At 29.7% G+C, this 13,294-nt stretch carries 15 protein-coding genes; 10 read left to right on the forward strand and 5 right to left on the reverse strand.

The annotated features are described in order from the left end of the window. Window positions 1–9: 9 nt before the first annotated feature. On the reverse strand, window positions 10–825 hold the full coding sequence (locus LPB302_RS04325; protein ID WP_053975093.1) for a 2,3,4,5-tetrahydropyridine-2,6-dicarboxylate N-succinyltransferase: 816 nt from the start codon (window positions 823–825) through the stop codon (window positions 10–12). A 187-nt stretch (window positions 826–1,012) separates the two neighbouring features. Between LPB302_RS04325 and ruvX the strand changes: the two genes are divergently transcribed. The 5 genes from ruvX to LPB302_RS04350 all read left to right on the forward strand — a co-directional run bounded on the left by ruvX (window position 1,013) and on the right by LPB302_RS04350 (window position 3,937). After that, window positions 1,013–1,423: a Holliday junction resolvase RuvX gene (ruvX, locus tag LPB302_RS04330; protein ID WP_053975094.1), complete on the forward strand. Its 411-nt coding sequence runs from the start codon at window positions 1,013–1,015 to the stop codon at window positions 1,421–1,423. Between the two features lie 79 nt (window positions 1,424–1,502). Further along, entirely contained in the window at window positions 1,503–2,093 is a 591-nt protein-coding gene (gene def / locus LPB302_RS04335) for a peptide deformylase (protein ID WP_053975095.1), read from the forward strand. Between the two features lie 28 nt (window positions 2,094–2,121). Next, on the forward strand, window positions 2,122–2,541 hold the full coding sequence (locus LPB302_RS04340) for a DUF5606 family protein (RefSeq protein ID WP_053975096.1): 420 nt from the start codon (window positions 2,122–2,124) through the stop codon (window positions 2,539–2,541). Window positions 2,542–2,588: 47 nt separating this feature from the next. Next, window positions 2,589–3,368, forward strand: a complete 780-nt coding sequence (gene mazG, locus LPB302_RS04345) for a nucleoside triphosphate pyrophosphohydrolase (protein WP_053975097.1) — start codon at window positions 2,589–2,591, stop codon at window positions 3,366–3,368. A gap of 68 nt (window positions 3,369–3,436) precedes the next feature. Further along, entirely contained in the window at window positions 3,437–3,937 is a 501-nt protein-coding gene (locus LPB302_RS04350; RefSeq protein ID WP_053975098.1) for a nuclear transport factor 2 family protein, read from the forward strand. Between the two features lie 3 nt (window positions 3,938–3,940). Here the strand turns inward: LPB302_RS04350 and LPB302_RS04355 are convergent, their stop codons facing one another. Next, on the reverse strand, window positions 3,941–5,047 hold the full coding sequence (locus tag LPB302_RS04355) for a lycopene cyclase family protein (protein ID WP_053975099.1): 1,107 nt from the start codon (window positions 5,045–5,047) through the stop codon (window positions 3,941–3,943). A gap of 148 nt (window positions 5,048–5,195) precedes the next feature. Between LPB302_RS04355 and LPB302_RS04360 the strand changes: the two genes are divergently transcribed. Beyond that, a complete protein-coding gene (locus LPB302_RS04360; RefSeq protein ID WP_053975100.1) occupies window positions 5,196–5,486 on the forward strand; it encodes a hypothetical protein in 291 nt (96 codons plus the stop codon). A gap of 32 nt (window positions 5,487–5,518) precedes the next feature. On the opposite strand, the gene lon is transcribed toward LPB302_RS04360, so the two are convergent. Continuing rightward, on the reverse strand, window positions 5,519–7,972 hold the full coding sequence (gene lon, locus LPB302_RS04365) for an endopeptidase La (RefSeq protein WP_053975101.1): 2,454 nt from the start codon (window positions 7,970–7,972) through the stop codon (window positions 5,519–5,521). A 198-nt stretch (window positions 7,973–8,170) separates the two neighbouring features. Between lon and LPB302_RS04370 the strand changes: the two genes are divergently transcribed. The 4 genes from LPB302_RS04370 (at window position 8,171) to LPB302_RS04385 (ending at window position 11,054) form a co-directional block, all read left to right on the forward strand. After that, window positions 8,171–9,115: a hypothetical protein gene (locus tag LPB302_RS04370; RefSeq protein ID WP_053975102.1), complete on the forward strand. Its 945-nt coding sequence runs from the start codon at window positions 8,171–8,173 to the stop codon at window positions 9,113–9,115. A gap of 94 nt (window positions 9,116–9,209) precedes the next feature. After that, window positions 9,210–9,776 (forward strand): RNA polymerase sigma factor, encoded by a 567-nt coding sequence (locus LPB302_RS04375; RefSeq protein WP_053975103.1) that lies wholly within the window; start codon window positions 9,210–9,212, stop codon window positions 9,774–9,776. Next, window positions 9,766–10,290, forward strand: a complete 525-nt coding sequence (locus LPB302_RS04380) for a FecR family protein (RefSeq protein ID WP_053975104.1) — start codon at window positions 9,766–9,768, stop codon at window positions 10,288–10,290. The genes LPB302_RS04375 and LPB302_RS04380 overlap by 11 nt, the downstream gene beginning before the upstream one ends. 29 nt (window positions 10,291–10,319) lie before the next feature. Further along, window positions 10,320–11,054 carry a head GIN domain-containing protein gene (locus tag LPB302_RS04385; protein WP_053975105.1) on the forward strand — a complete coding sequence of 245 codons (735 nt, stop codon included), beginning with the start codon at window positions 10,320–10,322 and terminating at the stop codon, window positions 11,052–11,054. A gap of 70 nt (window positions 11,055–11,124) precedes the next feature. Here LPB302_RS04385 and LPB302_RS04390 read toward each other — a convergent pair whose 3' ends face one another. Together LPB302_RS04390 and LPB302_RS04395 are read right to left on the reverse strand one after the other, a co-directional pair. Further along, window positions 11,125–12,300: a GlmU family protein gene (locus LPB302_RS04390; protein WP_053975106.1), complete on the reverse strand. Its 1,176-nt coding sequence runs from the start codon at window positions 12,298–12,300 to the stop codon at window positions 11,125–11,127. Between the two features lie 100 nt (window positions 12,301–12,400). Further along, the gene (locus LPB302_RS04395) at window positions 12,401–13,177 is read right to left on the reverse strand and encodes a choice-of-anchor V domain-containing protein (RefSeq protein WP_053975107.1); all 777 of its coding nucleotides are present in this window, start codon (window positions 13,175–13,177) and stop codon (window positions 12,401–12,403) included. Between the last annotated feature and the right edge of the window lie 117 nt (window positions 13,178–13,294).

Below are 13,294 nucleotides of genomic sequence, written 5' to 3' on the forward strand. Positions count from 1 at the left end.
ATTTAATCTCTAAACAGCTACATCATACTCACGTAAAGCATCGTTTAAAGAAGTTTTTTTGTTGGTACTTTCTTTTCTTTTCCCTATAATTAATGCACAAGGTACATTATATTCTCCTGCAGCAAACTTTTTAGTATAACTTCCTGGAATTACAACAGATCTTGCAGGTACAACTCCTTTTGTTTCAACAGGCTCATCTCCTGTAACATCTATTATTTTTGTACTCATTGTAAGTACAACATTGGCTCCTAATACAGCCTCTTTTTCTACTCTTACTCCTTCTACAACTATACATCTAGAACCAATAAATGCTCCATCTTCTATAATTACAGGAGCAGCTTGCAATGGCTCTAATACACCACCAATACCAACTCCACCAGATAAATGTACATTTTTACCAATTTGCGCACAAGAACCAACAGTAGCCCAAGTATCAACCATAGTACCTTCATCTACATAAGCACCAATATTAACATAACTTGGCATTAAAATAGTTCCTGCAGAAATATAAGCTCCATGTCTTGCAACAGCATTTGGCACAACTCTAATACCTCTTTCTTTAAAGTTTCTTTTTAAAGGAATTTTATCATGATACTCAAAAATACCAGCTTCTAAAGTTTCCATTTTTTGAATTGGAAAATATAAAACCACTGCTTTTTTTACCCATTCATTTACTTGCCAACCACCTTCTACAGGCTCTGCAACTCTTAATTCTCCTTTATCTAATAAATCAACTACTTTTCTAATTGTAGAAACCGTTTTTTCTTCTTTTAATAAATCACGATTTTCCCAAGCTGACTCTATAATTTCTCTAATTTCTTCCATTTTAATATATTGATTTCTGCAAATATAAATCGATTGTTAAAATACAGAGCGAATATACATTTTTTAAACATATTAGTTGTGATTGTTTAAATTATTGAGTCGATTTTTTATGAGTGACTAAGAATCTCTTAGGTATTCTATTCATCATTAGAATTTAAGCTTTATTTTTGCAAAAAGTTATTTTAATTTGGGAAGAATTTTAGCCTTAGATTTTGGAAAAGTAAGAACAGGAATTGCAGTTACTGATGAATTACAGATTATTGCTTCTGGTTTAAAAACAGTTGCTACAAACGAATTGTTAACTTTTCTTAAAACCTATTTACAAAAAGAGAATGTAGAACTTATTCTTTTAGGTAAACCAAAACAAATGGACAATACTGATAGTGAAAGTGAGGTGTTAATTCAGCCTTTTTTAGAGAGGTTAGAAAAGAACTTTCCAAAAATTCCTATTAAAAGAGTTGATGAACGTTTTACATCAAAAATGGCTTTTCAAACTATGATTGATAGTGGTTTAAAAAAGAAACAAAGAAGAAATAAAGCTTTGGTAGACGAAATAAGCGCTACAATTATCTTACAATCTTATTTGTATAATCAATAATATTAAGAAGATTTTTTGAATTCAAAATTCGTAATTCGTAATTCTATATTGTACTTTTGCAGTCTTTAAAAATTAAAAAATGATTTTACCAATTGTTGCTTATGGAGATCCTGTTTTAAGAAAAATGGGTGTAGAAATAGATAAAGACTATCCTAATTTAAAGGAGCTTATTGCTAACATGAAAGAAACCATGTACAATGCTTCTGGAGTTGGTTTAGCTGCTCCTCAAATTGGTAAAGCCATTCGTCTTTTTGTTATTGATGCATCTCCTTTTGCAGAAGATGATGATTTAGATGATGAAGAAAGAGCAACATTAAAAGAGTTTAATAGAGTTTACATCAACCCAAAAATTCTTGACGAAGAAGGTGAAGAATGGACGTTTAACGAAGGTTGTTTAAGCATACCAGATGTCAGAGAAGATGTTACTCGTAAACCAAAAGTTACTTTAGAATACCAAGATGAAGATTTTAATACACATACTGAGGTTTTAGATGGTTTAGCAGCTAGAGTTTTTCAACATGAGTATGATCATATAGAAGGGGTTTTGTTTACAGATAAAGTATCATCACTCAAAAAAAGATTGATAAAAAGAAAATTAGAAAATATATCTAAAGGAAAAATTAGAGCAGATTACAGAATGCGTTTTCCGAACTTAAAGAAGAAAAAATAAAGTCGATTCTAGACAAAAAAATATTTATATGGAATTTAGTAAAATTATTTCAGTAGCTGGTAAACCTGGCTTATTTCAAGTAATATCTCAATCTAAAAATGCAATTATCGTTCAAGGGATAAACGATACTAAAAGAGTTGCAATTAATGCTACTCAAAATGTTAGTTTATTAGAAAATATTGCCATTTATACTTACGAAGAAGATTTACCTTTATTAGAAGTTTTTAAAGCAATGTCTGAAAAAACAAATGGTGAAAAAGCAATTTCTCACAAAGAAAGTGGTAACAAATTAACAAGCTTTTTTGCAGAAGTTTTACCAAATTACGATGATGAAAGAGTTTATACTTCTAACATTAAAAAAGTAATTCAGTGGTTTAACATCTTAATAGATGCAGGTATGGACTTCTCTACTGTAACTGAAGAAAACACTGCAGAAGAAACTGAATAAAATTTCAGTACAACAGCAAGTTTACTTGCCTAAATTAAGTTTGTAAAATGAATTCTAGAAAAGAACAACTTGCTGCATTTAATCGTCTATTAGATATTATGAATGATTTGCGTGAGAAATGTCCTTGGGATAAAAAACAAACTTTAGAAAGCCTAAGACACTTAACTATAGAAGAAACCTATGAATTGGCAGATGCCATTCTTGATAATGATTTACCAGAAATCAAAAAAGAATTGGGAGATGTTTTATTGCATATTGTTTTCTACGCAAAAATAGGAAGTGAAAAAAAGGCTTTTGATATAGCTGATGTTGCCAACAGTATTTCTGATAAATTGATAGACAGACATCCTCATATTTATGGTGATGTAATCGTTGAAAATGAAGAAGATGTAAAACGCAATTGGGAACAGCTAAAACTTAAAGAAGGTAAAAATTCTGTTTTAGAAGGTGTTCCTAAAAGTTTACCTGCAGTTGTTAAAGCCAATCGTATTCAAGATAAGGTTGCAGGTGTTGGTTTTGATTGGGAAAGACCAGAGCAAGTTTGGGAGAAAGTGCAAGAAGAGCTTACTGAACTGAATGAAGAAATTAAGGCAGGCAATAAAGAAAACATAGAAAAAGAATTTGGAGATGTTTTATTTTCTATGATTAACTATGCACGTTTTATAAACGTAAATCCAGAAAATGCTTTAGAGAAAACGAATAAAAAGTTTATAAATCGTTTTCAATACCTAGAAGAAGCTGCTAAAAAAGAAGGCAAAAATCTATCTGACATGTCTTTAACTGAAATGGATGTTTACTGGGAAGCTTCAAAGAAACACTTTTCTTAGTTCCCTTATATTCAGTTTTTTATTGTGCTATTTTTTTTATCTTTAACAAGATAAAAAATACAACCAACATGAAATTAAACAGAATTACAATACTACTAGCAGTAATTTTAATATCCTCTTTAACCACTTCTTGTATTGTTAGCAATAGCAAAGAAAATACATTCGTAGAGAAAAAAGCTAATCAGGAAGATTATGACAAAGTTGAATCAGCTATTTTAGATTATGTAGAGGCTTTATATCTGGTAGATTCTACACGAATTATAAAAAGTGTAGATCCTAAATTAAGAAAGGTTGGTTACTATTATAATCCTAGCAAGAAAGCCTATATAGACAATTTAGAGATGACACACGAACAATTGGTTAGATTGGCTGCAAGATGGAATTCAGATTTTGATCAAGCTGATGAAAATTCACCTAAAGAAATTGAGATTTTTGATGTGAACTCTAAAACTGCATCAGCAAAATTGACTGCAATGTGGGGTATAGACTTGTTTCATTTAGCCAAAGTTGATAATCAATGGAAAATTGTAAATGTGATTTGGCAAAGTCAACCAGAAATAGAAGAATAATAATTATTTTTCCTCTAAACCATACTCGCCAGAAAGAGATCTTACAGACCTTTTACTAGGAATTAGTTTAGATAGAAAAACTATAAAATCCATCACAAAGTTGTTTTGAGAATATTTAAAAAAGCGTTCTTGAGATCTTTTTGAGCGTTTGTAATTTTCAGAGAATCTATTTTTCCATAATAATTCGTATTCTTTTAAATCATTTAAATTTTCTGATTCTAAAGTTTTTATAATGGCTTTACTAGCCATGATTGCAGATTCGAAAATAAACTTATAGCCTTCACCAACTATTGGGTTAACTTGAGACACACTATCACCAACACAAACTAAATTCTGCACTACAAATTTTTCTAATACAGGAGTTATTGGTATACTTCCTCCTTCTACTTTATCATTATCTTTTTCTACCAAATTCTTAATCATTGGTATTTCTAATATTTGATGCAATCTGTTTTTTAAATCTTTTACAATGTTCTCATCAAAAGTTCCAAAACCAATAATAGCTCTATCATTTTGCAAAGGAAAAATCCAGCCATAACCTCCTTGATACATTTCACCAATCAGCAAAAAGATTTCTTTGAGATTACCTTTATATTTTACATTATACTCCACTCCTGTTGCTAATTGCGTCTTTTTAGGAATTAAACCAACTTTTTTACTCAATACTCCATTCGTACCTGAAGCATCCACAAATACTTTTGCTGTATATTCAGTTTTACTTTGATCAACAACTGTAGTAAAGTTTTGATTATCATCAGCTGTAATTGACTTTATATTGGTATTTAGTTGAAATGTTACAAATTCATTATTGATAGCTTCAAGTAATTCTTCATGAACTTTTTTCTTATCCAACGTATATAAATCTGCTTTTAAAGAGCTTTTCACCTTATTAGAATAAAAGGTGACTTTATTGATTTTCTGAGCCACAACATTATCAGATAAATTAAAATCTTCTAAGTTGATAAAGCTAGCAAGGGTATTGAAAGAGAAATCTAATAGGTGTTTTTTTCTATCTAAAACAAGCGTCTTCTTTTGAGCTTTACCCAACTCTCTAGCCAACATTAGGCCTGCAGTACCTGCACCAACAATAATTACGTCGAAATTTTTCATAGCATATAAAAGTACTGCAAAGTAATTTTAATTGAATAATAAACAAAATTAGAGGCTCAATAATTATTCAATAAAATATACCCAGTTGTGGGTATTTCAAAAACAGTTTAAACTTTTAGTTTTGAGTATTAACTAAAAAATAAATTTTATGAAAAAGACAAATCGATTATTAGTAGTGTTATTTGCAGTGTTTACTGTATGCTTTTACAGCTGTGAAGAATTATTTGGAATTGAAGAAGAGGAAGATGCAATTATAAACTCTACTGTTTGTAATGGTTATGTTGGGCCTAGTAATATAGATCAACAATATGACTATCAGTGCCAAGCAGCTTATGCTTATAAATGTAATGGAGAAGAAGATGCTTTGAGAAAGCAATGTGCTTATTACAAAGAATTACAAAGACAGTTAGACTTGCCAGATTGTGATTATTGTGATTAATAAAAAAAGCCTCCAAATTGGAGGCTTTTTTGTTATACTAATTTTTTAGCGTTTTTCACTTTCTGTTTCGTAAGTGCGATGTCTAAAACTTGTTTCATCTCTGTTACATAATGAAAAGTTAAGCCTTTTAAATAGCTTTCTTTAATTTCTAAAATGTCTTTTCTATTATCTTCACACAGAATAATCTCTTTAATATTTGCTCTTTTTGCAGCCAATATTTTTTCTTTAATTCCACCAACAGGTAACACTTTACCTCTTAACGTAATTTCACCAGTCATTGCTAATTTATTCTTTACTTTTCTTTGTGTATAAGAAGAAACTAGAGATGTTAACATAGTAATACCTGCACTTGGTCCATCTTTAGGAGTTGCTCCTTCAGGAACGTGAATATGCACATTGTATTTTTCGATAATTTCTGAATTTATTCCAAATTCTTCTGCATTAGACTTTATATATTGTAAAGCTATGGTTGCAGATTCTTTCATTACAGTACCTAAATTTCCTGTAATTGAAAGCGCCCCTTTACCTTTAGACAAAATAGATTCAATAAAAAGAATATCTCCTCCAACAGAAGTCCAAGCTAAACCTGTAACAACACCTGCAACATCATTATTTTCATATTTACCTCTATTTCTGGGGGTTCCTAAGATTTCTTCAATTTTTTCTGATGAAACATTAATATCATATTCTTCTTCTAAAGCAATAGATTTTGCTGCAAAACGTACAATTTTAGCCACTTGCTTTTCTAAACCACGAACACCAGATTCACGAGTATAGCCTTCTACAACTTGCTCTATTTGTTTTTTACCTAATTTTAAATGTTTGGTAGTTAAACCATGTTCTTTTAATTGTTTAGGCAATAAATGTCTTTTGGCTATTTCTACTTTCTCTTCAATAGTATACCCTGTAACATTTATAATTTCCATTCTATCTCTAAGTGCCCAAGGAATTTGCCCTAAGTTATTAGCTGTAGCAATAAAAAGTACTTTAGATAAATCGTAACCAACTTCTAAATAATTATCATAAAAAGCTGTGTTTTGCTCAGGATCTAACACTTCTAACATAGCAGAAGATGGATCTCCTTGATGACTTTGCCCTAATTTATCAATTTCATCTAGTACAAAAACAGGATTTGATGTACCTGCTTTTTTAAGATTCTGAATTAATCTTCCAGGCATTGCACCTATATAGGTTTTTCTATGACCTCTAATTTCGGCTTCATCTCTTAAACCTCCTAAAGACATTCTAACATATTTACGCCCTAAAGATTCTGCAACCGATTTTCCTAAAGAAGTTTTACCAACTCCTGGAGGTCCATATAAACAGATAATTGGAGATTTCATATCATTTCTTAGCTTTAAAACTGCTAAATATTCTATGATTCTTTCTTTCACTTTTTCCAACCCAAAATGATCTCTGTCTAATACTTTAGTAGCATGTTTTAAATCAAATTTATCTTCAGAAAAAATACCCCAAGGTAATTCTAGCATCAACTCTAGATAACTTCTTTGAACTCCATATTCAGCAGCTTGAGGATTCATTCTTTTTAAACGAGCTATTTCTTTATCAAAAGTTTGCGCAACTTCTTTGCTCCACTTTTTCTTTTTAGCTTGTTTGCGCATTTCTTCTAACTCTTGATCATTAGAAACACCACCTAATTCTTCTTGTATTGTTTTTAACTGCTGATTTAAATAATATTCACGTTGTTGTTGATCTAAATCTTCTCTAGTTTTAGACTGAATATCATTACGTAATTGTAATTTTTGAAGTTCTTTATTTAAATTCTTTAACGTTAATAATGCACGTTCTTTTAAATTATCTTTTTCTAAAATAACTTGTTTTTGCATTACACTTAAATCCATATTAGAAGCAATAAAATTCACTAAAAATGAATTAGACTGAATGTTTTTTATTGCAAAAGAAGCTTCACTTGGCAACATAGGGTTTTCCTTAATTACCTCTAAAGCTTGCTCTTTAATTGATTCTATTATGGCCTCAAACTCTTTTTTATCTTCAATTTCTCTATCTTCTAAAGCCTCTTTTAAAGTAGCTTTTAAATAAGGTTCTGTTTGAACTAACTCATCAATTTCAAAACGTTTTTTACCTTGAATAATAACAGTTGTATTACCATCAGGCATTTTTAAAACTCTTAAAATTTGAGCTACAACACCAGTTGTGTGAATATCTTTTAACGTTGGCACTTCCTCTTCTTCATTACGTTGTGCAACAACTCCAATTGTTTTATCACCTTTATTTGCTTCTTTAATAAGCTGAATAGATTTATCTCTACCTGCTGTAATAGGAATTACAACTCCAGGAAACAACACTGTATTTCTTAAAGGCAAAATTGGCAAAACCTCAGGTACGCTTTCTTTATTGATGATTTCTTCATCTTCAGGCGTCATTAAAGGAATTAATTCTGAATCTTCATTCATCATATTCTGAAAAGACAAACTGTCTAATTTTATTACTTTCGATTTGCTCATAAGCTATATATATGTCATTCTGACATTGTTGATAGTATTCATCAAAAATCAGAATTCTATTTTAAATATTAAAATACTCATTATCAAATATTTAAAACTAAATAGATTGATAATTCATCTAAATAAAACAATTAATATGCCAATTCGAAATTATTCTATAAGTTCATTTATATTTATACTTCTTTTAAATAGTTATTAATGTCATTTATAAAAATCGAAGAAATTACCTATAAAGGTTGGAAACATGCTGTTGAAATATCAAATACTGATATTCGCTTAATAGTTGTTCCAGAAGTTGGGCGAATATTACACTTTAGCTTTCAAAACTCTGAAAACATTTTCTACGAGAACAGTGAATTAGAAGGATTACTATTTAAAACAGGTACATATTACAATCAAAAAATTGAAGCTCCAAATATTGGAGGAAATAGAATTTTACCTTGTTCTGAGGATTATTTTCATGAGATTACTGGTTTTAGACATATTCCTGATCCTTATATAAATGCAAGTACTTATAGTATTAATTACTTAGAAAATGGTGTGGTTTTAAAAAGCCCAATTAGTAATTATTTAGGCATAGAAATAGTAAGGAAAATTACTATAAACAATAGTGGATCTCAAGTTTATATTGATCAAAAAATTACTAAAATTAAACCTGCTAAAAACAATCAACTAGAAAAAATACCTTTAACACTTTGGAGTTTATCTAAAATTAAAACTCCCAATATTTCATATATCAAAAAAGTAGGAAAAAGTGTTTTTAAAAATGGTTTTACAATTTCTGAATGGCCAGATGCAAAAAACTATGCCTCTGAAAATGTTACTATAAATGATAATTTGATCATTTTAAAATCTTCTGATGGATTTCCTCAAAAGATTGGTGCAGATGCTAAAAATTGGGTTGCTGGTTATGTTGGGAATAACTTACTTATTGAAAGATTTGAGTTCGATGAATCTGCTAAATATCCTGATTTTGGAACATCAGTAACCATTTTTGGAAATGATCTGTTTAGCGAATTAGAAGTTTTAAGTCCAGAAAAACTCTTAAAAGTTGGAGAAAGCATTAACTATAACATAAAATGGAATCTTATAAAAATGAGTTCTAAAGAAGAGGCTGAGCAGTATTTAACTCAGTTACCTTAAGTAAAATCTACCTTATTTTTAAAAATAGTATTTTTATTTTCTTCAAACTGTCACAAGTCAAAAACAATTTTGTCTTTAGTATAGAAGTTTTTAATTGGAAGCTAATCAACCACATATAACCAACTTATTAGAACGCTGCAAATCATCTGATAAAAATGCGCAGTTGAAAATATACAATGCTTATTACAAAGCAATGTACAATTCAGCCCACCGAATTTTAAAAGATAGTTTTGAAGCAGAAGATATTATGCAAGAAGCCTTTTTAACGGCTTTTACAAAATTGGATTCTTATAAAGGTGAAGTTGCATTTGGAGCGTGGTTAAAAAGAATTGTCATCAATAAAAGCTTAACACAATTAAAGAAAAACAATAAATACCAAGAAGTAAAGTTAGAGGTAATTCCTAATTCAGAAATAGAAGATGAAGCTATAAATTACAATGGTTTAAACCCAAAAATGGTTTTAAAAACTTTACAGAATTTAAAAGATAATTATAGAGTTGTGCTCACTCTTAACTTAATTGAAGGATTTGATTATGAAGAAATTGCTCAAATTCTAAATTATACGAATGAAAATGTGAGAACCACAGTTTCTAGAGCAAAGAAAAAATTAAAGCAAGTTTTACTTGCAGAAAATATACAAGCGCAAGCATATGGAAGATAAATTTGAACATTTTTTTTCTGAAAATAATTTCGATTTTCAAGAACCACATTCAGGTCATTTAGAACGTTTTGAACGTAAACTAAATCAGCCTAAAAAAGTACAAAGAACTTCATGGAAATGGTTATCTGTTGCAGCTTCTGTAGTTTTATTACTTGGGTTTTGGTTAGGAAATAATCATCAAAAAAATCAGATTGAACTAGCAAAATCCAATCCTAGTGTTGAAGAAATTCAGAACTATTTTGTAGCCACTATTAATAGTGAACTTAAAACCATAGAAAGCAATAGAAGTTTAGAAACTGAAACTATTATAGAAGAGGCTTTAAATGATTTAGAAGATTTAGAGGAAAACTATATTATACTTACAACAAAACTTTCACTGACTACAGATAGAAAAAAAATAATTAAAGCAATGATCAGAAACTATGAAGACCGTTTAGAAATTTTAGACAATCTTTTATTAGAAATTGATCAAATAAAGAATCCAAAGATTATAGAAAACGAAATTTATATTTAAAATAAAAATCAATATTAAAACCCATAAACATGTTAAAAAAAATTACACTATCCCTAATTATTGCAGCCTTTACTATTTCTGCTAACGCTCAAAATTGGTGGGGAAGCAGCAAAAAAATTAAAGGAAATGGAAATGTAGTTACAGTAGATAGAACCACTTCTGATTATGAAGGAATAGCAATTGGAGGTTCTTTTGATGTAGTATTAGTAAAAGGTAAAGAAGGTAATATTAGTATTGAAGGTGAAGAAAACCTAATACCATATATACAGACAGAAGTAAAAAGAGGAACTTTACAAATTAAGTTTGAAAAAAGCATTAATGTTAGAACCACTAGAAGGTTAACTGTTACAGTTACTTATGATGATATTGATATGATATCTTTGGGTGGTTCAGGTAACATAAAAAGTAAAGGAACCATTAAAGCAAATAAATTTAAAGTTTCAATTGGTGGTTCTGGAAACATCACTTTAGATGTTGAAGCAGATGATATTAGCGCTAATATTGGTGGTTCAGGTAATATAAAATTATCTGGTTATGCTAATGAATTAAATTGTTCTATTGCTGGTTCAGGTAGCATAAAAGCTTACGAATTAAAAGTAGATGTATTAAACGCTTCTATTGCTGGTTCAGGAAGTATAACAACAACTGTTGCTAATAAAATTAAAGCAAATGTAGTAGGTTCAGGTAGTATTTACTATAAAGGAAATCCTTCTGACATCAGTAAAAAATCCGTTGGTTCAGGAAGCGTTATAAACAGAAACTAAAAAGATAAATAAAGCATTAAAAAAGCAGTCATGAGAATGACTGCTTTTTTTTATTGTTTAAAATATAACTTTAATAATTTCTATATTGTTTTGTCGCTTCAAAAACATGCTCTAAGATTCTTTGCTCTACAGCATCAAAATTTAAATTTCTACGTTTCATAACTACATCTGCCACCTCAAAAACTTTATTTGTTTTGTATTCTGTAAAGCCAGATGCTCCTCCCCAACTAAAACTTGGCACAAAATTTCTTGGAAAACCACTTCCAAAAATATTGGAAGAAACTCCAATTACTGTACCTGTATTGAACATAGTATTTATTCCACATTTTGAATGATCTCCCATCATTAAACCACAAAACTGTAAACCTGTTTTTGCAAATCTTCCTGTTTCATAATCCCACAATTTTACCTCTGCATAATTATTTTTAAGATTAGAATTATTAGTATCTGCACCTAAATTACACCATTCACCTAAAACAGAATTTCCTAAAAAACCATCATGCCCTTTATTTGAATATCCCATTAAAACAGAATTATTCACTTCTCCTCCTACCTTACAATAAGGACCTAAAGTTGTTGCTCCATAAATTTTTGCTGATAATTTTAAAACTGCATTTTCGCACATTGCCAATGCTCCTCTTACTACAACACCTTCCATAACTTCAGCATTCTTACCAATATAAATTGGACCATTAGATGCGTTTAAGGTTGCAAAAGTGAGCTTGGCTCCTACCTCAATAAAAATGTTCTCTTTATTAATGCATTGTACACCTTCAGGAATTGGCTGAGAAGTTCTATCTTTTGTAACCAACTCAAAATCTTGTGCTATTGCTTTATCATTTAAAGAAAAAATATCCCACGTATTTTTAATTTGAAGCACATCTTCATTAAACTCAATTTGTTTGTAATCATTAAAATCAACTTCTTCTTGCTGATCAGAAGTATAAAATGCAATTACATCATCACCTCTAAAAATTGCTTCATTCTTAGAAAGATTCTGAATTTGAGACACCAAACTTTCTGTTGGACAAAAAGATGCATTTATCAAAATATTTTCCTCTAACTCAACCATAGGATATTTCTCCTCTAAATACTCTTCAGTAATCGTTGTTGTAGTTAATCCTAAATATTTTTCCCATTTTTCTCTAATGGTTAAAATACCAATTCTTAAATCTGCAACTGGTTTTGTATAGGTAAATGGTAATAATGCATTTCTTACACTTCCATCAAATAAGATGTAATTCATTTTTTTGGTTTTAAAGCATCACAAATTTACTTTAAATAGCGCATATAAAAAACCGATTGCAAAAATACAATCGGTTTGTAAATATTTAAGTTGATAAAACTTATCTTTTAATAAATTTTTGAGTACCAATTTTACCATCAGCAATTACTTTTATAATATAAATTCCTGTTGCTAAATCTTTAACATTAACCGTTTTAGAATTTGTACTTAGATTTTGTGAATATGCCAATTTACCTATTTGATCGTAAAACTCAACAGTCACTTTTTCTGATATTATTGGCAAATCTATATTTAAAATATCTGATGCTGGGTTTGGATACATTGCAAAATCTATCTTTTGGGCCTCTGAAATACTCAATGATGCAGATGATGCATTCACCAAAACTACTTGATCATTTCCACCAAAAGAACCTTCACCTGCACTAGCATTTACTGCAGAGTAAAATGTTACTCTACCTAAATCTGTGGATGGTGATCTCCAAGTAAAAGACCAATCTCCAGATGCTGAGGGTGTTGAATGTGTAATTGATTTATCACTATTAATTGTTCTAGAACCAGAGCCTGCTGTAAAACTACCAATCTTAGTATTTGAACTATTTTCTGCGGTTAATTGAAACCCTACAGAGCTAGAACTAGATGTAGTATTAATATTAATTGTATAATCTGTATCTAAAAGATAACCAGTATCTGGAATATCTGATGTAATTTCTGCAGATGCATTTGTTACTGGCCCTGGATGACAAGTAACACATGATGCACCATTATCTCCTGGAGAACCAGACCTAGCATCATTTCTACCTCCTGAACTAGACATTAATAAAAAGGCTGATACAGGAATTGCCAGTAAAATAAATTTGAAAAAGTAGTTTTTATTCATGTTTTTAAATTTTAAATTTTAAGTTTTGTGTTTGTTTTTCTAAATTTAAGATAAATTAACTGATAATAGGGTAATTAGAAAACTAAAATAAAGTGTAAGAGGAAAAATTGTACCTAA

Source organism: Polaribacter dokdonensis (assembly GCF_024362345.1).
Classification (GTDB): Bacteria; Bacteroidota; Bacteroidia; order Flavobacteriales; family Flavobacteriaceae; genus Polaribacter; species Polaribacter dokdonensis.